This window comes from Streptomyces sp. NBC_00503, from assembly GCF_036346895.1.
GTDB lineage: Bacteria > Actinomycetota > Actinomycetes > Streptomycetales > Streptomycetaceae > Streptomyces.
In genome coordinates, this window is the sequence record NZ_CP107855.1 from 2,148,445 (window position 1) to 2,167,660 (window position 19,216).

General features: G+C 72.7%; 23 protein-coding genes. 5 read left to right on the forward strand and 18 right to left on the reverse strand.

Features of this window, described 5'->3' with window-relative positions:
- Nucleotides 1–128: 128 nt before the first annotated feature.
- The 5 genes from OG490_RS10030 to hisI all read right to left on the reverse strand — a co-directional run bounded on the left by OG490_RS10030 (nucleotide 129) and on the right by hisI (nucleotide 3,676).
- Entirely contained in the window at nucleotides 129–644 is a 516-nt protein-coding gene (locus OG490_RS10030; protein WP_443065779.1) for a DUF2752 domain-containing protein, read from the reverse strand.
- An 88-nt stretch (nucleotides 645–732) separates the two neighbouring features.
- A complete protein-coding gene (locus OG490_RS10035) occupies nucleotides 733–981 on the reverse strand; it encodes an HGxxPAAW family protein (RefSeq protein ID WP_330295932.1) in 249 nt (82 codons plus the stop codon).
- Between the two features lie 96 nt (nucleotides 982–1,077).
- On the reverse strand, nucleotides 1,078–1,752 hold the full coding sequence (locus tag OG490_RS10040; protein WP_330295933.1) for a TIGR02234 family membrane protein: 675 nt from the start codon (nucleotides 1,750–1,752) through the stop codon (nucleotides 1,078–1,080).
- Nucleotides 1,753–1,766: 14 nt separating this feature from the next.
- On the reverse strand, nucleotides 1,767–3,272 hold the full coding sequence (locus tag OG490_RS10045; protein WP_330295934.1) for an anthranilate synthase component I: 1,506 nt from the start codon (nucleotides 3,270–3,272) through the stop codon (nucleotides 1,767–1,769).
- Between the two features lie 11 nt (nucleotides 3,273–3,283).
- Nucleotides 3,284–3,676, reverse strand: a complete 393-nt coding sequence (gene hisI, locus OG490_RS10050) for a phosphoribosyl-AMP cyclohydrolase (RefSeq protein WP_330295935.1) — start codon at nucleotides 3,674–3,676, stop codon at nucleotides 3,284–3,286.
- A gap of 84 nt (nucleotides 3,677–3,760) precedes the next feature.
- On the opposite strand from hisI, the gene OG490_RS10055 reads away from it, so the two are divergent.
- The gene (locus OG490_RS10055) at nucleotides 3,761–4,393 is read left to right on the forward strand and encodes a TIGR03085 family metal-binding protein (protein ID WP_330295936.1); all 633 of its coding nucleotides are present in this window, start codon (nucleotides 3,761–3,763) and stop codon (nucleotides 4,391–4,393) included.
- A 41-nt stretch (nucleotides 4,394–4,434) separates the two neighbouring features.
- On the opposite strand, the gene OG490_RS10060 is transcribed toward OG490_RS10055, so the two are convergent.
- The 9 genes from OG490_RS10060 to hisD are packed head-to-tail and all read right to left on the reverse strand — an operon-like array spanning nucleotide 4,435 to nucleotide 11,472.
- Nucleotides 4,435–5,718 (reverse strand): MFS transporter, encoded by a 1,284-nt coding sequence (locus OG490_RS10060; RefSeq protein ID WP_330295937.1) that lies wholly within the window; start codon nucleotides 5,716–5,718, stop codon nucleotides 4,435–4,437.
- A gap of 26 nt (nucleotides 5,719–5,744) precedes the next feature.
- The gene (hisF, locus tag OG490_RS10065) at nucleotides 5,745–6,500 is read right to left on the reverse strand and encodes an imidazole glycerol phosphate synthase subunit HisF (protein WP_330295938.1); all 756 of its coding nucleotides are present in this window, start codon (nucleotides 6,498–6,500) and stop codon (nucleotides 5,745–5,747) included.
- Nucleotides 6,497–6,901 carry a RidA family protein gene (locus OG490_RS10070; protein ID WP_330295939.1) on the reverse strand — a complete coding sequence of 135 codons (405 nt, stop codon included), beginning with the start codon at nucleotides 6,899–6,901 and terminating at the stop codon, nucleotides 6,497–6,499. The genes hisF and OG490_RS10070 overlap by 4 nt, the downstream gene beginning before the upstream one ends.
- Nucleotides 6,898–7,632: a bifunctional 1-(5-phosphoribosyl)-5-((5-phosphoribosylamino)methylideneamino)imidazole-4-carboxamide isomerase/phosphoribosylanthranilate isomerase PriA gene (gene priA / locus OG490_RS10075; protein ID WP_330295940.1), complete on the reverse strand. Its 735-nt coding sequence runs from the start codon at nucleotides 7,630–7,632 to the stop codon at nucleotides 6,898–6,900. Before priA ends, OG490_RS10070 begins: the two co-directional genes overlap by 4 nt.
- Complete coding sequence (hisH, locus tag OG490_RS10080; protein ID WP_330300860.1) at nucleotides 7,632–8,273, reverse strand: imidazole glycerol phosphate synthase subunit HisH; 642 nt, start codon at nucleotides 8,271–8,273, stop codon at nucleotides 7,632–7,634. Before hisH ends, priA begins: the two co-directional genes overlap by 1 nt.
- Before the next feature lie 5 nt (nucleotides 8,274–8,278).
- The gene (locus tag OG490_RS10085) at nucleotides 8,279–8,446 is read right to left on the reverse strand and encodes a hypothetical protein (protein ID WP_330295941.1); all 168 of its coding nucleotides are present in this window, start codon (nucleotides 8,444–8,446) and stop codon (nucleotides 8,279–8,281) included.
- A gap of 1 nt (nucleotide 8,447) precedes the next feature.
- A complete protein-coding gene (hisB, locus tag OG490_RS10090) occupies nucleotides 8,448–9,041 on the reverse strand; it encodes an imidazoleglycerol-phosphate dehydratase HisB (protein ID WP_243330267.1) in 594 nt (197 codons plus the stop codon).
- Nucleotides 9,038–10,153, reverse strand: a complete 1,116-nt coding sequence (locus OG490_RS10095; protein ID WP_330295942.1) for a histidinol-phosphate transaminase — start codon at nucleotides 10,151–10,153, stop codon at nucleotides 9,038–9,040. The genes hisB and OG490_RS10095 overlap by 4 nt, the downstream gene beginning before the upstream one ends.
- Nucleotides 10,150–11,472 carry a histidinol dehydrogenase gene (hisD, locus tag OG490_RS10100; RefSeq protein WP_330295943.1) on the reverse strand — a complete coding sequence of 441 codons (1,323 nt, stop codon included), beginning with the start codon at nucleotides 11,470–11,472 and terminating at the stop codon, nucleotides 10,150–10,152. The genes OG490_RS10095 and hisD overlap by 4 nt, the downstream gene beginning before the upstream one ends.
- A 146-nt stretch (nucleotides 11,473–11,618) precedes the next feature.
- On the opposite strand from hisD, the gene OG490_RS10105 reads away from it, so the two are divergent.
- The 3 genes from OG490_RS10105 to ybaK are packed head-to-tail and all read left to right on the forward strand — an operon-like array spanning nucleotide 11,619 to nucleotide 14,500.
- Nucleotides 11,619–13,223, forward strand: coding sequence for an oxidoreductase (locus OG490_RS10105; RefSeq protein ID WP_330295944.1), 1,605 nt, complete (start codon nucleotides 11,619–11,621; stop codon nucleotides 13,221–13,223).
- A gap of 34 nt (nucleotides 13,224–13,257) precedes the next feature.
- Nucleotides 13,258–13,995 (forward strand): LON peptidase substrate-binding domain-containing protein, encoded by a 738-nt coding sequence (locus OG490_RS10110; protein WP_330295945.1) that lies wholly within the window; start codon nucleotides 13,258–13,260, stop codon nucleotides 13,993–13,995.
- Nucleotides 13,996–14,005: 10 nt separating this feature from the next.
- Nucleotides 14,006–14,500, forward strand: coding sequence for a Cys-tRNA(Pro) deacylase (ybaK, locus tag OG490_RS10115; protein ID WP_330295946.1), 495 nt, complete (start codon nucleotides 14,006–14,008; stop codon nucleotides 14,498–14,500).
- Nucleotides 14,501–14,690: 190 nt separating this feature from the next.
- On the opposite strand, the gene OG490_RS10120 is transcribed toward ybaK, so the two are convergent.
- From OG490_RS10120 to OG490_RS10135, 4 genes are read right to left on the reverse strand one after another with little or no spacing between them, the layout of a single operon-like run.
- Nucleotides 14,691–15,419 carry a hypothetical protein gene (locus tag OG490_RS10120; protein WP_330295947.1) on the reverse strand — a complete coding sequence of 243 codons (729 nt, stop codon included), beginning with the start codon at nucleotides 15,417–15,419 and terminating at the stop codon, nucleotides 14,691–14,693.
- 34 nt (nucleotides 15,420–15,453) lie between these two features.
- Nucleotides 15,454–16,305 (reverse strand): ABC transporter permease, encoded by an 852-nt coding sequence (locus tag OG490_RS10125; RefSeq protein ID WP_330300861.1) that lies wholly within the window; start codon nucleotides 16,303–16,305, stop codon nucleotides 15,454–15,456.
- A gap of 44 nt (nucleotides 16,306–16,349) precedes the next feature.
- Complete coding sequence (locus OG490_RS10130; protein WP_443065780.1) at nucleotides 16,350–17,387, reverse strand: ABC transporter ATP-binding protein; 1,038 nt, start codon at nucleotides 17,385–17,387, stop codon at nucleotides 16,350–16,352.
- A gap of 28 nt (nucleotides 17,388–17,415) precedes the next feature.
- Nucleotides 17,416–18,762 (reverse strand): NYN domain-containing protein, encoded by a 1,347-nt coding sequence (locus OG490_RS10135; RefSeq protein ID WP_330295948.1) that lies wholly within the window; start codon nucleotides 18,760–18,762, stop codon nucleotides 17,416–17,418.
- A gap of 210 nt (nucleotides 18,763–18,972) precedes the next feature.
- Between OG490_RS10135 and OG490_RS10140 the strand changes: the two genes are divergently transcribed.
- Complete coding sequence (locus tag OG490_RS10140; RefSeq protein ID WP_330295949.1) at nucleotides 18,973–19,143, forward strand: hypothetical protein; 171 nt, start codon at nucleotides 18,973–18,975, stop codon at nucleotides 19,141–19,143.
- Nucleotides 19,144–19,216 lie beyond the last annotated feature (73 nt).

Here is a 19,216-nt window from a genome sequence, read left to right on the forward strand (position 1 = left end):
GCCGCCTTGCGGACACGTACAACGCAAGGTCAGCAGTTCAAATGATATCCGCAGGACGCCTTGCCCTCCGCACGCGATTGACGGCGTCCCAGTAAATGGACATGCGTAATCTTTACTTCATCTATACCTCAGGGTGCCAGGAAAGAGCCCGCGGGCAGGTTCCTGACGACCGAGAAGACCAGGGCCACCACGCCGATCGCCCACCAGTACACCGGCTTCATGACCAGCCTCGGGGCCCGTCCGCCACGGTAGGCGCGGACCAGCCACAGCACCATGAAACCCGCGAAGGCGAAGTAGCCGACCACCGCCAGGGCATTCGCCCCGAGGGCCGTCACGAGATCGCCGTGGGCGAACGCGTGCGCACTGCGCAGTCCCCCGCAGCCGGGGCAGAGCACCCCGGTCAGCCGGAACAGCGGACAGACCGGGTAGTGGCCCGGTTCGTACGGGTTCACCGTGCCCACGTACGCGAGGGCCGCGGTGGCGATGGCCAGTGTGAGCGCCGGGGAGGCCAGCCGCCGGGACCGGGAGACGGGACCGGCCGCGGGGCCGGGCACGGCATCGGGCGCAGGACCGGGCCGCGGTATCGCCGCAGGCACGGCGGGCGCCGCGGACGGCGCGCGTTCTGGAGTGCGAGAGGCGTCCACCCGCTGATTCTCTCCGCTCATGACAAAAGGCGCAGCCCGACAGGGCCGCGCCTTTGGAAGTCGTCGGCCCGGTCGGGCCCGACTCGTCTCAGACCTTGGCCAGGCGGTTGGCAGCGATGACCTCGGAGAGGTCCCTGTGCTCGACCTTCGGCGCACCCATGCCGGCCGCCTTCATGGCCAGACCCACGACACCGCCGATGGCGACGACGACGAGGCCGGCCCAGAAGCCCAGCGGGTTCGCCAGCACCATGAAGGCGCCGGAGACGCAGAAACCGATGAAGGCGATGATGACACCGGTCCAGGCGGCCGGGGTGTGTCCGTGGCTAGTGCCCGCCATGAGTTGCTCCTCGTACTCGGGTGTGCTCTGTCGCACGCCGCACGTGCTGTGTCGAACGCTCGGTGCTCATTGTCCCGCACCGCAAGGCCGCGCGGTTCAGGGGGTCCCGGTCGGGTCCTCGCCCCGGTCCAGAGCCTTCCACAGATCCTCGGGCCGGTCCGGGTCCACCACGGCCGCCTTACGGGGCTTCGCGCTGCCGTCGCGCTCGTAGCGGCCGCCCATCGCGGGCCAGGCGCGCCCGAACCGCAGCGCGAGCAGTCCTGCCAACAGGACAAGCGCCGCGCCGCCGGCCGTCACGTAGGGCCACGCCGTATGGGTCAGGCCGGCCACGTGGGCCGCGGTGTCCGCCGTCGTACGGGCGGCCGCCGCGTCCAGGGCGCTCCGGCCGTCGGCGTTGACCAGCGCGGCCGCCGCCGCGCCCAGGCCGCTCAGCGCGAGCAGCGCGGACACCAGCAGCCGGCCCTTGCCGCGTACGGCGAAGACGGCGACCAGGGCGGCGAGGCCCACGATGGCCAGGGCGGCCGGCAGTCCGGTGACGCTCCGGCCGTCCGCGGTCAGCGGCAGCGAGCCGCCGCCGAAGGCGGCCGTGCCCCGGGCCCACACCCGCCCGGAGGCGAGCAGGACGACGGTGGCACCGAGGGTGCCGAGCAGCAGGGCGACGGCCACGCTGCGGCGGCCTGCGCCGCGGCCTTCCGTCGCCTCGGGTTCGGACCCTGGGGCGGTGGCGGCGCGGTCGGTTCGGGGTGGGGGTACGGCACTCACGCCCCCCACTATCCCCTACCGGCTCACGCGCCGTGGAGGCGGTTCGCCGCTCCCACCGCGCGCAGCACCGCGGCGGCCTTGTTGCGGCACTCCGCGTCCTCCAGTTCGGGCACCGAGTCGGCGACGACCCCGGCTCCGGCCTGCACGTACGCCTTGCCGTCGCGCAGCAGCGCGGTGCGGATGGCGATGGCGGTGTCGGAGTCCCCGGCGAAGTCGAGGTAGCCGACGCAGCCCCCGTAGAGCCCGCGGCGGGTGGGCTCCAGCTCCTCGATGATCTGCATGGCGCGCGGCTTGGGGGCGCCGGACAGGGTGCCGGCCGGGAAGCAGGCGGTGAGGACGTCGAAGGCGGTCTTGCCCGGGGCGACGCGGCCCGTCACCGTCGAGACGATGTGCATGACGTGCGAGTACCGCTCGATGCTCATGAAGTCGACGACCTCGACGGAGCCCGGCTCGCAGACCCGGCCCAGGTCGTTGCGGCCCAGGTCGACGAGCATGAGGTGCTCGGCGCGCTCCTTGGGGTCGGCCAGCAGCTCGTCGGCGAGCTCGTTGTCCAGCTGCGGGGTGGCGCCGCGGTGCCGGGTGCCGGCGATGGGGTGGACCATGGCCCGGCCGTCCTCGACCTTGACCAGCGCCTCGGGGCTGGACCCGACCACGTCGAAGCCGTTCTCGAAGCGGAAGAGGTACATGTACGGGGACGGGTTGGTGGCCCGCAGGACCCGGTAGACGTCGAGCGCGGAGGCCTTGCAGGGGGTCTCGAACCGCTGGGAGGGCACCACCTGGAAGGCCTCGCCGGCCCGGATCCGCTCCTTCACGTCCTCGACGGCCGCCTGGTACTTCTCGCCGCCCCACAGGACCGAGACTGTGCCGTCTTCAAAGCTGGGCACTTCGGAGGCCGGCAGCGGCATCGGCGTGTACGGGGCGGGCCGTGCGAGGTCGGCCTCCATCGCGTCGAGGCGGGCGACGGCGTCCGCGTACGCCTCGTCCACGCCGGCTTCGAGGTCGTTGTGGTTGATCGCGTTGGCGATGAGCAGGACGGTGCCGTCCCAGTGGTCCAGGACCGCCAGGTCGGAGGTGAGCAGCATGGTCAGCTCGGGCAGCTGGAGGTCGTCCTCGGTGTGCTCGCCGATGCGCTCCAGCCGGCGCACGATGTCGTAGCCGAGGTAGCCGACCATGCCGCCGGTGAAGGGCGGCAGGGTGGAGGAGAGGTCGCGCGGGGTGTGCAGGGCCTCGACGGTCTGCCGCAGGGCGTCCAGCGGGTCGCCGGAGGTGGGCACGCCGACGGGCGGGGTGCCGATCCAGTGGGCCTGGCCGTCGCGGACGGTCAGGGTGGAGGCGCTGCGGACGCCGACGAAGGAGTAGCGCGACCAGGAGCGGCCGTTCTCGGCGGACTCCAGGAGAAACGTCCCGGGGCGCTCGGCGGCCAGCTTGCGGTAGAGCCCGACGGGCGTGTCCCCGTCCGCCAGCAGCTTGCGGCTGACAGGGATGACGCGGCGGTCGGCCGCGAGCTTGCGGAACGTCTCAAGATCCATGGCGTGGGACCCTACCTCTTCGGCTGCGGCTGTTCAGCTGCGGGACCGGTCAGGGGCAGGACGTCGGCGTCGAAGCACGTACGGGCCCCGGTGTGGCAGGCCGCCCCGACCTGGTCCACCTGGACGAGCAGGGTGTCGGCGTCGCAGTCGAGGGCGACGGACTTCACGTGCTGGAAGTGGCCGGACGTGTCGCCCTTCACCCAGTACTCCTGACGGCTGCGCGACCAGTACGTGCAGCGGCCGGTGGTCAGGGTGCGGTGCAGGGCCTCGTCGTCCATCCAGCCGAGCATGAGCACCTCACCGGTGTCGTACTGCTGGGCGATGGCCGGGACCAGACCGTCCGCGGAGCGCTTGAGGCGGGCGCCGATGGCGGGATCGAGGGAGGACGTACTCATGGATCCCATTGTGCCGGGCCGGTGCGGGGATCACGGCTCCCTGTCCGCCTGATGGGCAGGCGTGGTAGGGGTTCCGGCCGTAGGCTGGCCCGCATGTCTACCCATGCGAAGCGTGAACGACTGCTGCTGGCCGACCTGTTGGAGTCGGCCGGGCCCGAGGCGCCGACCCTGTGCGACGGCTGGCGGACGCGGGAGCTCGCGGCGCACGTGGTCGTGCGCGAGCGCCGCCCGGACGCGGCGGGCGGGCTCCTGCTGAACGTCCTCAAGGCCCGCCTGGACCAGGCGATGGCGGAGTACGCGGCCAAGCCGTACGAGGAACTCGTGCAGCTGATCCGCACCGGCCCGCCGAAGATGTCCCTCTACTCCCTGAAGCAGATCGACGAGGCGGCCAACGCGGTGGAGTTCTACGTCCACGCCGAGGACATCCGCCGCGCCCAGCCGGACTGGTCCCCGCGTCCGCTGGACCCGGTCTTCTCCGACTCCCTCTGGTCCCGCCTGGAAAAACTGGCCCGGCTGATGGGCCGCCGCTGCCCGGTGGGCCTGGTCCTGCGCCGCCCGAACGGCCAGACGGCGGTGGCCCACAAGGGCGCCCCGGTGGTCACGGTCACGGGCGAGCCGGGAGAGCTGACCCTGTTCATGTTCGGCCGCCAGGCCGCTGCCGCGGTGGAACTGGACGGGCCGAAGGAAGCGATCGCGAAGCTGACGGTGGCGAAGCTGGGCATCTGACGCCGGCCGAACCCGGCCCCGCAGGGCCGCGTCACAACGGATCAGGCGAAGGCCAGCTCCGCCCGGCGGACGGCCGGGGCCGAGGTCCCGACAATCGCGCCCGCCATGCTCACCGCGGCTCCCGCCAGGAAGACCGGGGTCACGCCCCACAGATCGGCCGCGAAGCCAAAGACGGGATACGCCAGCGGCGCCAGCCCGACCGCCGTGAAGGCCATCACGGAGCTGACCCGCCCCAGGTACGAGGGGTCCGTGGCCGTCTGGATCAGGGCGACCGCCAGGCCTCCGCAGATCCCGCAGACCAGGCCCGTCAGCAGGGCCAGCACGACCGCCACCGGCAGGCTCGGCGCCAGGGCCAGTCCGCCGATGCCGGCGGAGCCGAGGATCAGGGTGAGGTTCTGGACCGCCCCGGCCCGGGGGAACCGCGGGATCAGGGTCAGCAGGAGCGCGCTCGCCGCCGCGCCCACCCCCATGCCTCCGACGATCCAGCCGACCCCGCCCGCGCCCCAGCCGCGGTCCTGCGCGACCAGGATCAGCCCGAGCGTCATCGGCGCGGACGTGCCCAGCTGACTCAGCGCCCCGGACAGCACCAGGGGGCCTATCAGCCCGTGCCCCCGTATGTACCCGAGGCCCGACCGGAGCTGGCTCCAGGGGCTCTCCCGGGGCGGCGCCGTAGACGCCGAAGACGCCGTAGACGCCGGAGCCGGGCCCGAGGGCTCCCCGAGCGGGGAGATCCGTACCGCCACCAGCAGCACCAGCGAGAGCCCGAACAGCGCCGAGGCCACCCCGAAGGCCGCCGCCGGGCCACCGAGGCCCATCGCCAGGCCGGCCACCGGCGGCCCGGCGGTGTGCCCGACGCGCTCGGCGAGGCTGCGCAGCCCCTGGACCCGGACCAGCTGCCCCGGCGCGGCGATCCGCGGCGGCAGTGCGCCGACGGCCGGCATGAACAGCGCGTCCACGACTCCGAAGACGAGCGCCACGAGGACCAGGATCCACAGGCCCGGTGCGGTCAGGGCGACGAGGGCGGCCAGCGCCAGGATCACCGCGCAGCGCACGGCGTCCGAGGAGATCACCACCAGCCGGGGGCCGAAGCGGTCGGCGACCACTCCGCCGCCCAGCATCAGCAGGGCCCGCGGCACCGCGCCGACGGCCATGACCACCCCGACCTCGGCCGGGCCGACGGTCTGTGCCGCCGTCCAGCCGAGGGAGAGGAAGTAGACCCCGTCCCCGATGAGCGAAGCCCCGTAGGCGGCGAGCCAGCGCAGGACGTTGGCGTCCCGCCAGACGCTCCCGGACCCCGTGCTCCCGCCGATGTCGTTCCCGCTCAACCCGCACCCGCCCCCAGGTGGAACCTCTAGCGGACCGGGTGGCCCGCCTCCCGCAGCACGTCCTTGACCTGGCCGATGCGCAGGTCGCCGAAGTGGAACACGGACGCCGCGAGGACCGCGTCGGCCCCCGCCGCGATCGCCGGCGGGAAGTGCGCGAGCTTGCCCGCGCCGCCCGAGGCGATCACCGGGACCGTGACGTGCTTGCGCACGGCCGCGATCATCTCGGTGTCGTAGCCGTCCTTGGTACCGTCCGCGTCCATCGAGTTCAACAGGATTTCCCCGGCGCCCAGTTCGGCCGCGCGGTGGGCCCACTCGACGGCGTCGATGCCGGCGCTCCGCCGGCCGCCGTGGGTGGTCACCTCGAAGGAGCCGGAGGCGGTGCGGCGGGCGTCGACGGACAGCACCAGCACCTGGCGGCCGAAGCGTTCCGCGATCTCCTGGATGAGCTCGGGCCGCGCGATGGCGGCGGTGTTCACGCCGACCTTGTCGGCGCCGGCCCGCAGCAGCTTGTCCACGTCGTCGGCGGTGCGCACGCCGCCGCCCACGGTCAGCGGGATGAACACCTGCTCGGCGGTGCGGCGCACCACGTCGTAGGTGGTCTCGCGGTTCCCGGAGGAGGCGGTGATGTCGAGGAAGGTCAGCTCGTCGGCGCCTTCGGCGTCGTAGAGCTTGGCCATCTCGACGGGGTCGCCGGCGTCGCGCAGGTTCTGGAAGTTGACTCCCTTGACCACCCGGCCGTTGTCCACGTCCAGGCAGGGGATCACCCGTACGGAGAGCGTCATGCGGAGCCTCCGGCGACGGGGCCGAAGGCCTCGACCTCCACCTCGACGACCATGCTCGGGTCGACGAACCCGTTGACGATGATCAGCGTCGAGGCGGGGCGGATCTTGTCGAAGAGCTCGCTGTGGGCGCGGCCGACCTCGTCCACGTCACGGGCGTGCGTGAGGTAGAGCCGGGTGCGGACCACGTGCTCGGGGCCGAGTCCGGCCTGCTCCAGCGCGTTGAAGGCCACGGAGAAGGCCTTCTTCGTCTGGTCGTACGGGCCGCCCGCGTCGGCTCCGGTGCAGCCGGAGACCAGGACCAGCCCGTTGGGGAGCTGGACGGCGCGGGAGTAGCCGAGTACGTCCTCGTAGGCGCCGCCGGAGGAGATGCGTCGACCCTCGAAAGGGTTCGTGGAACTCATGCGGATACCACCTTCAGGGCTTCTTCGAGCGTGAACGCCTTGGCGTACAGGGCCTTGCCTACGATCGCGCCCTCGACCCCGTCCCCGACCAGGGCGGCCAGCGCGCGCAGGTCCTCGAGGGAGGAGATGCCGCCGGAGGCGACGACGGGCCGGTCGGTGGCGGCGCAGACGTTCTTCAGCAGCTCCAGGTTGGGACCGGTGAGGGTGCCGTCCTTGCCGATGTCGGTGACGACGTACCGGGCGCAGCCCTCGGAGTCCAGGCGCGCGAGGGTCTCGTAGAGGTCCCCGCCCTCGCTGGTCCAGCCGCGGCCCTTGAGGGTGGTGCCGCGCACGTCGAGGCCGATGGCGATCTTGTCGCCGTGCTCGGCGATGGCCTTGGCGGCCCACTCGGGGGTCTCCAGGACGGCGGTGCCCAGGTTGACGCGGGTGCAGCCGGTGGCGAGGGCCGCGGCGAGCGAGGCGTCGTCGCGGATGCCGCCGGACAGCTCGACCTTGATGTCCATGGCGCCGGTGATCTCGGCGACGAGCGCGCGGTTGTCCCCGGTGCCGAAGGCGGCGTCCAGGTCGACCAGGTGCAGCCATTCGGCGCCGGCGGCCTGCCAGGCGAGGGCGGCCTGGAGCGGGGAGCCGTAGGAGGTCTCGCTGCCGGACACGCCGTGGACGAGGCGGACGGCCTGGCCGTCGCGCACGTCCACCGCGGGAAGCAGTTCGAGCTTCTTCTGGGTCGTCATCACAGGGTCTCGATCCAGTTGGTGAGGAGCTGGGCGCCGGCGTCCCCGGACTTCTCGGGGTGGAACTGGGTGGCCCACAGGGCCCCGTTCTCCACCGCCGCGACGAACCGCTCGCCGTGCGTGGCCCAGGTGACCTTGGGTGCCTTGATCAGCGGGTTGGTGACTTCCAGGGTCCAGTCGTGGGCCGCGTAGGAGTGCACGAAGTAGAACCGGGCGTCCTCGTCGAGGCCCGCGAAGGCCTGGCTGTCCGCCGGGGCTTCCACGGTGTTCCAGCCCATGTGGGGGACGATCGGGGCCTTGAGCGGGCCGACCGTGCCGGGCCACTCGTCGAGGCCTTCGGTCTCCACGCCGTGCTCGATGCCGCGCTCGAAGAGGATCTGCATGCCGACGCAGATGCCCATGACCGGGCGGCCGCCGGAGAGCCTGCGGCCGATGATCCAGTCGCCGCGCGCGTCCTTGAGGCCCTGCATGCACGCCGAGAAGGCGCCGACACCGGGGACGAGGAGTCCGTCGGCGTCCATGGCCTTGTCGTAGTCGCGGGTGATCTCCACGTCCGCGCCTGCGCGCGCGAGGGCGCGCTCGGCGGAGCGGACGTTGCCGAAGCCGTAGTCGAAGACGACGACCTTCTTGGTGGGGGTCAAAGCGCTCACTCCCAAATCCCCTGGATCCGCAGCACTCCCGCGAGCAGGCACATCACGGAGCCAAGGGCGAGCAGGACGACGACGGACGTGGAGATCTTCTGCTTCTTGAATGAATAGGCGCCACCGGCCAGGAACAGGCCGAGGAAGATCAGGATGGAGTTGAGCCCGTTCACGCTAGAGGGCGCCCTTCGTGGAAGGCAGGATCCCGGCCGCGCGCGTGTCGAACTCGGCGGCGTAGCGCAGTGCGCGGGCCAGGGCCTTGAACTGGCACTCCACGATGTGGTGGGCGTTGCGGCCGTACGGCACGTGGATGTGCAGCGCGATCTGGGCCTGCGCGACGAAGGACTCGAAGATGTGGCGGGTCATCGTCGTGTCGTAGCTGCCGATCATCGGCGCCATGTTCTCGGGCTCGGTGTGCACGAGGTACGGGCGGCCGGACAGGTCGACGGTCACCTGGGCGAGGGACTCGTCGAGCGGCACGGTGCAGTTGCCGAACCGGTAGATGCCGACCTTGTCGCCGAGGGCCTGCTTGAAGGCGGCGCCGAGCGCGAGCGCGCTGTCCTCGATGGTGTGGTGGCTGTCGATGTGCAGGTCGCCCTCGGTCTTGACCGTGAGGTCGAAGAGGCCGTGGCGGCCGAGCTGGTCGAGCATGTGGTCGTAGAAGCCCACGCCCGTCGAGACGTCGACCTTGCCGGTGCCGTCGAGGTTTATCTCGACGAGGACCGAGGTCTCCTTGGTGGTCCGTTCGACCCGTCCGATGCGGCTCATGCGTGCTGCTCCTTCTTCAGTGCGCGAACCGCTTCCAGGAACGCGTCGTTCTCGGCCGGGGTGCCCGCGGTGACCCGCAGCCAGCCCGGTACGCCGTTGTCCCGGACCAGGACGCCCTGGTCGAGGATCTTCTGCCAGGCGGTGTGGGAGTCCTCGAACCGGCCGAACTGTACGAAGTTCGAGTCGGAGTCGGTGACCTCGAAGCCGATCGCCCGCAGCTCGATGACCAGGCGGTCACGCTCGGCCTTGAGCTGCTCGACGTAGCCGAGCAGGGTGTCGGTGTACTCCAGGGCGGCCAGCGCGGTCGCCTGGGTGACGGCCGACAGGTGGTACGGCAGGCGTACGAGCTGCACGGCGTCGACCACGGCGGGGTGCGCGGCCAGGTAGCCCAGGCGCAGTCCGGCCGCGCCGAAGGCCTTGGACATGGTCCGGGAGACCACCAGGTTGGGGCGGCCCTCGATCAGCGGCAGCAGCGAGTCCCGGTGGCTGAACTCCACGTAGGCCTCGTCGACCACGACCAGGGACGGCTTGGCCGCCTGCGCGGCCTCGTACAGCGCGAGGACCGTCTCCGCTCCGACCGCGGTGCCCGTGGGGTTGTTGGGCGAGGTGATGAAGACGACGTCGGGGGCGTGCTCGGCGATGGCCCGCTCGGCCGCCTCCACATCGATGGTGAAGTCCTCGTTGCGCGGGCCGGAGATCCAGTCGGTCCCGGTGCCGCGGGCGATCAGCGCGTGCATCGAGTACGAGGGCTCGAAGCCGATCGCGGTGCGGCCGGGGCCTCCGAAGGTCTGGAGCAGCTGCTGGAGCACCTCGTTGGAGCCGTTGGCGGCCCAGACGTTCTCCCGGGCTACCGGGTGCTTGCCGGTCCGGGTGAGGTAGGCGGCCAGCTCGGTGCGCAGCTCGATCGCGTCCCGGTCGGGGTACCGGTTGAGGGTGCGGGCCGCCTCGGCAACGCGCTCGGCGATGCGGGCGACGAGCGCCTCGGGCAGCCCGTACGGGTTCTCGTTGGTGTTGAGCTGGACGGGGACGTCGAGCTGCGGGGCCCCGTAGGGGGTCTGGCCGCGCAGTTCGTCCCGGATGGGGAGGTCGTCAATACCGATGGTGCGGGTCATGCCTGCGGAACCTTCCACCCGAATCGTGCCTTGAGAGCCGCGCCGTGCGCGGGCAGGTCCTCCGCCTCGGCGAGCGTCACCACGTGGTGGGTGACTTCGGCGAGGGCGTCCCGCGTGTAGTCGACGATGTGGATCCCGCGCAGGAAGGACTGCACGGACAGGCCCGAGGAGTGGCAGGCGCAGCCGCCGGTGGGCAGCACGTGGTTCGATCCGGCGCAGTAGTCGCCGAGCGAGACCGGGGACCAGGGGCCGACGAAGATCGCGCCGGCGTTGCGCACACGGGCGGCCCAGGCCGCCGCGTCGGCGGTCTGGATCTCCAGGTGCTCGGCGCCGTACGCGTCGACGACCTTGAGCCCGTCCTCGAGGGAGTCGACCAGCACGACCGCGGACTGGCGGCCGGCGAGCGCGGGCTTGATCCGGTCCTCGATGTGCTTGGTGGCCGCGACCTGCGGCTCCAGCTCCTTCTCGACGGCGGCCGCGAGCTCCTCGGAGTCCGTCACCAGTACGGCGGCGGCCAGCGGGTCGTGCTCGGCCTGGCTGATCAGGTCGGCGGCGACGTGCACCGGGTCGGCCGTGGAGTCGGCGAGGACGGCGATCTCGGTCGGGCCGGCCTCGGTGTCGATGCCGATCTTCCCGGTGAAGTAGCGCTTGGCGGCGGCGACCCAGATGTTGCCGGGGCCGGTCACCATGTTCGCGGGCAGGCACTCCTCGGTGCCGTACGCGAACATCGCGACGGCCTGGGCGCCGCCGGCGGCGTACACCTCGTCCACGCCGAGCAGGGCGCACGCGGCGAGGATCGTCGGGTGCGGCAGGCCGTCGAACTCGGCCTGCGGCGGGGAGGCCAGCGCGATCGACTCGACGCCCGCCTCCTGGGCCGGTACGACGTTCATGACGACCGAGGACGGGTACACCGAGCGGCCGCCCGGGGCGTACAGCCCCACGCGCTCCACCGGAACCCACTTCTCGGTCACCGTTCCACCGGGGACCACTTGGGTGGTGTGCTCGGTGCGGCGCTGGTTGCGGTGCACGATCCGGGCGCGCCGGATCGACTCCTCGAGTGCGGCGCGGACGGCCGGGTCGAGCCCCGCGAGGGCGGCATCGATCGCCTCGACGGGGACCCTGATCTGGGAAAGGGTCACTCCGTCGAACTTCTGCGCGTACTCGATCAGCGCCGCGGTCCCACGATGATGGACGTCCTCGCAGATGGGCCGCACCTTCTCCAGGGCGGCTTCCACGTCGAACTCGGCACGGGGCAGCAGATCGCGCAGGGCGCCACCCTCGGGGAGGGTGTCACCGCGCAGGTCGATACGAGAGATCACGTTCCAATTCTCTCAGACCGCCTCGCGCCACCGTTCGTCCGTATCACTGGCTGATACACGCCACGGACGTTCCCGGATGTCACAGCGGCCGCTTAGCGTGCACGTACACGCGGTGACATGCATCGCGCCTGCGGAGGGGGGCCGCCATGGCCGAAGCACGTCCGGACGGGGAACCGCCCGATCTCACCGACCCGGAACAGCGCATGTGGAGCGCGTACCGCACGGGCAGCGTATGCGATCTCAGCGCCCGCACCGCCGACCGCGACGACCCGCACGCCGACACCGCCTGGGGTCCCGAGCGGAGCGTCCGCGCCCAGATCGTGGCGCTGCTGCTGCTCCACGGGCCGGGCCCGGTACCGGGCCGGGTGGCCTCCCTGAAGCTGCGCGGCGTACGCATCACCGGCCGTCTCGACCTCTCCGGCGGCACGATCGCCCCGTACGTGGAACTCCAGTCCTGCCGCTTCGACGGGGAGATCCAGCTCTCCGAGGCCCGCTTCGGCACGCTGCGCCTGGTGAACTGTGCGATACCCCGGGTGGACGCGGCCCGCCTGCACACCGAGGGCGACCTGCACCTGCGGCGCAGCCGGGTGGCGCGCGGCATCCGGCTGACCGACGCGCAGATCGGCACCGACCTGCTGATCAGCGAGGCCGTGGTGCAGCGGGACAACAAGGGGCGGGCCATGGCGGCCGACGGGATGTCGGTCGCGCAGGACTTCCAGGGCGAGCTGCTGCGCACGTACGGGGAGGTCAGCCTGCGCGGGGCCAAGGTCGGCGTGTCGATGAACCTGCGCGGGGCCCGGCTGTCCAACCCGTACGGGCGGCGCGCGCTGAACGCCCCGCAGCTCACCGTCGAGCGCACCCTCTACCTGACCTCGATCGCCCTGGACGCCACGACCGGGGACTTCGACCCCTCCTCCACTCCCCCGTACGGGATCGGCCAGACCCCCGCACGGGGCCAGCGCGCGCAGCGGTTCGAATGCCAGGGCGGCCTGCGCCTGGACGACGGCCGGTTCGGCGACGCCGTCGACTTCTACGGCGCCCGCTTCCTCCTGACCGCCGACCAGGAGGTGTCGCTGCGCCGGATCCACACCCCGGAACTGCGCTTCGTGGGCGAGCGGCCGGAGCAGGGGCGGGTGGTGGTGTCGGGGTCGAAGGTGGTCAAGCTCGTCGACATGGTCACCAGCTGGCCGGGCCCGGGCCGGGTCTCCCTGGAAGGGTTCGACTACGAGAACCTCGCGCCCCGGGGGCACTTCCCGCTCACCCGCCGCCTGGAGTGGGTCGAGGCGGCCACCCCCGAGTACTCGCCCGAACCGTACGAGCGCCTCGCCGCCGTGCTGCGCGCCTCGGGGGAGGACGCGGACGCCCGCGAGGTGCTGCTGGCCAAACAGCGGCGCAGGCGCACGACCCTGCCACCGGCCCTGCGGGCGTGGGGGTACTTCCAGGACTGGCTGGTGGTCTACGGGTACCGGCCAGGCCGGGCCGCCCTGTGGATGGCCGTCCTGTGGGCGGCGGGGGCCCTGCTCTTCTCCTGGCACGACGCTCCCGCGCCGATCAAGGCGGACGAGCACCCCGAATGGAACCCCTCGCTGTTCGCCCTGGACCTGCTGCTCCCCGTGATCGACCTCGGCCAGCAGGACCAGTGGAATCTCAAGGGCGGCTGGCAGTGGCTCGCGGCGGCGCTGGTGATACTGGGCTGGATCCTGGCCACGACGGTGGCGGCGGGCGCGTCCCGGCTGCTGAGGCGAGGGTGACGGCCCCGCCCTTCCGGCCATTACCCTGTGCCTCGTGACCACCGTTCGCCTGCCCCTCTTCCCCTTGAACTCGGTGCTGTTCCCGGGACTCGTCCTCCCGCTGAACATCTTCGAGGAGCGTTATCGCGCCATGATGCGCGAACTGCTGAAGGCGGGCGAGGACGAGCCGCGCCGTTTCGCGGTCGTCGCGATCCGCGACGGCCGGGAGGTCGCCCCCACCGCCCCGGGCCTGCCGGACCAGACCGCCCTGCCCGAGCGCGGCCCGGCCGCCGGCTTCGGTGCGGACCCCATCCAGGCGTTCCACCGGGTGGGCTGCATCGCGGACGCGGCCTCGATCCGGGAGCGCGAGGACGGCAGCTTCGAGGTCATGGCCACGGGCACCGTCCGGGTCCGCCTCCTCTCGGTCGACGCGACCGGCCCGTACCTGACGGCGGAGCTCGAAGAGCTCCCCGAGGACGCGGGCGAGGGAGCCGGAGCCCTGGCCGAAGGGGTCCTGCGCGCCTTCCGCAACTACCAGAAGCGGCTCGCGGGAGCCCGCGAGCGGTCCCTGACCAGTACGGAGCTCCCCGACGAGCCGTCGGTGGTCTCGTACCTGGTCGCGGCGGCGGCGGTACTGGACATCCCGGCGAAGCAGCGGCTGCTCCAGGCCCCGGACATCGCCACCCGCCTCGCGGAGGAGCTGAAACTCCTGCGCGCGGAGACGGCCGTCATCCGCCACCTCCCCTCGCTCCCGGCGGTCGACCTGACACGCGCGCCGACGAGCCCGAACTGATGGCGACCTGATGGCGAAGAAGAAGCCGGCACCGGCCGGCACCCCGGCGATCATGGCCCTGACCGCCGCGGGCGCCGATTTCAAGATCCACGCGTACGAGCACGACCCGTCCCACCCGTCCTACGGCGAAGAGGCCGCGCAGGCCCTCGGCGTCTCCCCGTCCCAGGTCTTCAAAACCCTGCTGGCGGACGTGGACGGCTCCCTCGTGGTGGCCGTGGTCCCGGTCTCGGGCAGCCTCGACCTCAAGGCGCTGGCCGCCGCGGTCGGCGGAAAGCGCGCGGCGATGGCCGACCCGGCCCTGGCGGAACGCACCACGGGCTACGTCCTGGGCGGCATCTCCCCCCTGGGCCAGCGCCGAAGCCTCCGCACGGTCCTGGACACGTCGGCTTCCGCCCTGGCCACGATCTGCGTCTCGGCGGGCCGCCGGGGCCTGGAGGTCGAGCTTGCCCCTTCGGCGTTGACCACCCTGACGGCGGCCACCCTGGCCCCGATCGCCCGCGCGTAGTCGGCCGCGCCGCCGTTCCCGGGGACCAGCCCCCGGACCCCCGCGCCTCAAACGCCGGCGGGGCTGGATTTGCCGCTGCGCGGCATATTCCAGCCCGTCCGGCGTTTGAGGACCGGGTCCGGGCAGAGCCCGGGGAACGGTGGAAGGGCGGGTAGGGGACCAGCCCCGCAGGGCCGCACCCCGCCCCCGGCTACGGGCGCGGCGGCTCCGCGGCGGACGGGCCCGGACGGAGGTCCGGAGCGGCGGCCGGAGTCGCATCGGCCGGGACGGCGTCGGCAGGGCCCTGGTAATAGGACGGCCAGGACAGCGGTCCGGCCACCACCTCCCGCGGCCCCCACAGCGCCATCAGCGCCAGGTGGACGATCACCGCGGCCATCGGCCACGCGAGCAGCGCCCCGTGTGCCATGAGCTCCAGCGGTGCGTCGAAGGGGACTCCCTTCCCCGCCTTCCGGGCGACGCCCACCAGGTCCGTGGACGGGCCCAGCCACAGGCCGAGCCGCCAGCCGGCCACCGCGGCGAAGGCCGAGCCGAGGACGAGCCCGACGACCTGCGGCACTCCCCCGCGCCGGCGCCACAGGAAGACCGCCACGGCGCTGAGCACGCCGAATCCGAGCGCCAGCAGGAAGAACGTCGCGTCGGCCCCGATCCGCGCCTCGCTCTCGGTGTCCCGGAGGAACACCGCCTCGCCGTTCGAGACGTACTGCACGCGCGGCGCCAGCCACGCCCACAGCAGCCCGAGCAGCACACCGGTCACACCCACCGCGAGGGCGATGGCGGCCCCGTCGCGGATGTCGGCCGGGGAAACCACCCGCTCGGCCGAGGGCGAAGTCGAGAGTACGGGCGCCTGCTCCGGCGAGGGCGAAGCCGACGGAAGCGGCGGCTCGTCGGGCTGTTCATGAGAGGTCACGGCTTCGGTCACCCCCACATCGTGCCAGGTAAGGCCGGAGCCGGCGTCAGCGGACCGCCGCCCGCCGGTACGCCCAGGTGGCGATCGCCAGGGACAGGACGCCCACGGCCGCGCAGACTCCGAGGTCGAGGAGGACCGCCGCCCAGTCGGGGTGCGGCTCGAAGGTACGGGCGAAGGCCTCCACCCCGTACGTGGACGGCAGCAGGTCCCGCGCCCACACGATGACGTCCGGCATCCGCTCGGGCGGCAGCACCCCCAGCAGCAGGGCCGCGGACATCCCGAGCTGCCCGGCCAGGGTGGCCAGCTCCTGCCGGGGCGCGAGCAGTCCCAGCGCCGCGCCGAGCCCGGCGAGCGCGGCCCCGGCCAGCGGCACCACGGCCGCCAGGATCCACAGTCCGCTCATCGGCAGCCCGAAGAGCACGCATCCGAAGACGGCCGTCACCAGGGTGCCCGGCAGGGTGAAGGAGGCGTACGCGGCGGCAGCGCCGAGCACCACCGAGGCGGGCGGCACCGGCAGGGTGGCGTAGTGGTCGAGCCCGCCGCTCGCCCTGAGCTGTCCGAAGTACTGCGCGAGCAGGTTCAGCGCGACGAAGGCCACGACGAGCACGGAGGAGCCGGCGACCACGGCCCGCGCCTCGGAGCCCCCGTCGACCACGCCCCGCATCAGGATCATGATTCCGACGGACTGGAAGGTGGCCACGAACAGCAGCGGGATGCGCGAGACCCGCGCCCGGGACAGCTGCGCCCGGTAGACGGCGGCGAGCGCCGGGAAGAACCGGGCGCGCGGAGCCAGCGGCGCGGCGGCGTGCTGTTGGATCGCGCTCGGCGGGGCAACGCCCTGTCCGGCCGTGGCGGGTGCGGCAGCAGTCGGCACGGCCCGTGCGGGCGCGCCCGCCATCTGCACGGCCCCGAGTGGCGCGACAGTGCCTGCCAGACGTTCACTCACGACTTCACCAGCCCTTTCGATTTCCCGCCCAGCGCGAGGTACACGTCCTCCAGGCTCGGCGTGGCCAGTGTGAAGTCGTCGAGCGCGGCGAAGGCCGGGCCGCCGGTCACCGCGGCCACTGCGGCCCGCGCATCGTCGGGCCCGAGCCGCAGCACCCAGCGCCGCCCCGTCTCGACCGCGCGCTCGCGCAGCGCCGCGACCTCCGGGAAACCCAGCGGAGCGGACTCGCGCCAGACGAGTTCCAGGCGGACCTCGTCGGAGACCTGGGCCTTGAGTCCGGCCGGGGTGTCGCAGGCGATGACCCGGCCCTGGTCGATGACGGCGACCCGGTCGAGGACCGTTTCGGCCTCGATGACGTTGTGGGTGACGAGCAGCACGGTGGCTCCGCTCTGCGCGCGGCGCCGGTCGACGGCGGCCCAGACGGCCCGCCGGGCCACGGGGTCCATGCCGGTGGTGGGTTCGTCGAGGACCAGTACGGGCCGCTCCCCCACCAGTGCGGCGGCGAAGCAGGCCAGGCGCCGCTGTCCGCCGGAGAGCTTCTTCAGGGGCCGTCCGGCGATCTCGGTCAGCCCGAGCTCTTCCAGGACGGAGTCCCGCTCGGCCCGCGCCTCGCGCAGCCCGAGTCCGCGCAGCCGGCCGGTGGTCTCGGCGGCCAGCGACACGGTGAGCTCGTCGAGGGCGGTGGATTCCTGCCCGAGGTAGGCGAGCAGCCGGGACGCCCGTTCGGGGTGGCGTACGAGGTCGTGGCCGAGCAGGGTCACCGAACCGGCGTCGGGCCGCATCAGCCCGGTGAGCTGGCGGACCAGGGTGGACTTGCCGGCGCCGTTGGGGCCGAGCAGGCCGAAGATCTCGCCGCGCCGGACGTCCAGGGAGATCCCGTCGGTGGCGCGGGTCTCGGGAAGGGCCGGGGCCCCGCGCCGTCCGCGCACCGCGGGGTACGTCTTGACCAGGTCACGCACCGCGCAGACCACGTCGGAGGCCACTCCCGCGGCCGTTGCCGTGCCCGTTTCAGCCTGTGCTGTGCCCGTTCTCACGAGGGAGCAGCCTACGGGGTTCGCGCCCCTACTCGGCTGCCGGGGCCACCGCGACGGAGGCCGTGGCCGTCGCGGGGGCCGCGGGGGCCTGGGGGACCACGACGGGCGGCGCACCGGCGGCAGCCACGTGTTCGGCGGCCGCCCGTACGTCGATCTCGCGCCAGAACCCGGCCCGGATGGCGTAGCGGTCGTGCTCGTCGATCTGGTCGTCCTTGTGGGCGAGGAGCCCGAAGCGGGCGGCGTAGCGCAGCAGTTCTCCGTCGATCCGGTGCGGGATCCGCGGGTACATGGTGGCGAGCTTCTGCAGGTGGACGGTCTCGGGGAGCCGTTCCATCCAGCGCCGGGCGAAGACCTGGCCGACCTCGAAGGGGTCGCCGCCGACGGTGGTGATGTCCTCCTCGCGGTCCGCCCAGCGCTGCTCGGCGGAGGTGAGCTGGGCGAGGGTGGGCAGCGAGGCGGTTTCGGCGGGCTCGCCGAGGGGCCCGGCCCGGTCGATCCAGCCCTTGTCGGAGGACCAGCGCAGGGCGCTGCCGGCCGGGGGCGCGCCGCCCGCCGCGGCGGCCGCGGGGGCGGGGGCCGGGGAGCCTGGGGCGCGCAGGGCGCCCGCGAGGTCCTTGGGGGTCGGGACGGTCCGGCCGTTCGCGGTGGCGGGCGAGGCCGGGCCGGGTACGCCGCCCTCCTCGGGCTCCGCGGAGGTCTCGGACCGGCTGCCGTTGCCGCGCGCGGCTTCGGCGAGGGCCGCTTCGGGCAGGGGCGCCGAGAGGATGGCGGCGATTTCGGGGCGCGGCGCGGGCGCCGGTGCGCACAGGCCGGTGAGGTCGCGGGCGCGGACGGCCCGGGTGATCCACGTACGGTCCAGGACGCGGCGTTCGTCGGCTTCGGCGACGAGGTCCTCGGACTGGTTGTAGTCGCCGTCGGCGGCCTGGACGGCCCACAGGTGGACGGCGACCCCGTGTTCCTTGGCGGACATCAGGCCGGGCAGCAGGTCCCCGTCGCCGGTGACGAGTACGACGTCCGAGCAGGCGCGGTTGCGGGCGAGCTCGGTGAGCTCGGCGTGCATGGCGGCGTCGACGCCCTTCTGCGCCCACCGGCCGTCGCTGCGGGTCAGGGCGCCGAGGCGGACGGTGACGCGGGGCATGACGCGCAGCCTGCGGTGCTCGGGCTGGGGCACCCGGTCGGGTGCACCGTCGAACCAGTAGATCCGTAGCAGCGGCTGTTCGGTGTCGGCTTCGGCCCGCTCGCGCAGTCCCTGGATGAGCGCCGCATGGTCGACGGTGATGCGGGAGCGGGAGGGTTCTCCCGCGAGAAGGCTCGCGGCGGCGCCCAGCAGATAGCCGGCGTCCACCAGGACGACGCAGCGGTCCACGCGTACCACCCTCTTCCCTGGGGGTCCTCTGAGTTTCCCCGAGTCTGCCCGACGGCACGGGCCTTGACGGCCGGAACTCGATCATCGGCGTGGCGTATCTCTCAGACGTGCGCGGCGGGAGCCTCGACTACGCGCGGTAATGATCCAAAATGCGCCGTTTACGGCGCTGTGTGAGTGTGAAGGCGGTCCTGGCCCCTAGACCCTCACGGAGGTTCCCCCATGGCCAAGAACAAGAACCAGAAGCAGCCGCAGAAGCAGCAGGCCCGCTCCTCGCAGGATCCGGCGAAGACGGAGTCCTCGTCCGAGTCGATGTCCTCGTCGCCGTCTCCTTCGCCGTCGCCGCTGGACATGGCGCACAAGAGCAAGCAGAAGCGCTTCGGCCACAACTGACGCCTCCGTGCGGACATGAGAAGGGCCCGCCCCGGTCGACCGGGGCGGGCCCTTCCTTGCGTCGTGGTGCCGC

Bases quoted from the DNA above. Each gene is read 5' to 3' on its own strand.
- OG490_RS10105 (WP_330295944.1), top strand. From the start codon at position 11,619: ATGGCCGAAGCACGTCCGGACGGGGAACCGCCCGATCTCACCGACCCG.
- priA (WP_330295940.1), bottom strand. From the start codon at position 7,632: ATGACGACCCAGAAGAAGCTCGAACTGCTTCCCGCGGTGGACGTGCGC.
- OG490_RS10045 (WP_330295934.1), bottom strand. From the start codon at position 3,272: ATGGATCTTGAGACGTTCCGCAAGCTCGCGGCCGACCGCCGCGTCATC.
- OG490_RS10035 (WP_330295932.1), bottom strand. From the start codon at position 981: ATGGCGGGCACTAGCCACGGACACACCCCGGCCGCCTGGACCGGTGTC.
- OG490_RS10095 (WP_330295942.1), bottom strand. From the start codon at position 10,153: ATGACCCGCACCATCGGTATTGACGACCTCCCCATCCGGGACGAACTG.
- hisB (WP_243330267.1), bottom strand. From the start codon at position 9,041: ATGAGCCGCATCGGACGGGTCGAACGGACCACCAAGGAGACCTCGGTC.
- OG490_RS10125 (WP_330300861.1), bottom strand. From the start codon at position 16,305: ATGGCGGGCGCGCCCGCACGGGCCGTGCCGACTGCTGCCGCACCCGCC.
- hisI (WP_330295935.1), bottom strand. From the start codon at position 3,676: ATGGGATCCATGAGTACGTCCTCCCTCGATCCCGCCATCGGCGCCCGC.
- OG490_RS10055 (WP_330295936.1), top strand. From the start codon at position 3,761: ATGTCTACCCATGCGAAGCGTGAACGACTGCTGCTGGCCGACCTGTTG.
- OG490_RS10070 (WP_330295939.1), bottom strand. From the start codon at position 6,901: ATGAGTTCCACGAACCCTTTCGAGGGTCGACGCATCTCCTCCGGCGGC.
- OG490_RS10140 (WP_330295949.1), top strand. From the start codon at position 18,973: ATGGCCAAGAACAAGAACCAGAAGCAGCCGCAGAAGCAGCAGGCCCGC.
- ybaK (WP_330295946.1), top strand. From the start codon at position 14,006: ATGGCGAAGAAGAAGCCGGCACCGGCCGGCACCCCGGCGATCATGGCC.
- hisF (WP_330295938.1), bottom strand. From the start codon at position 6,500: ATGACGCTCTCCGTACGGGTGATCCCCTGCCTGGACGTGGACAACGGC.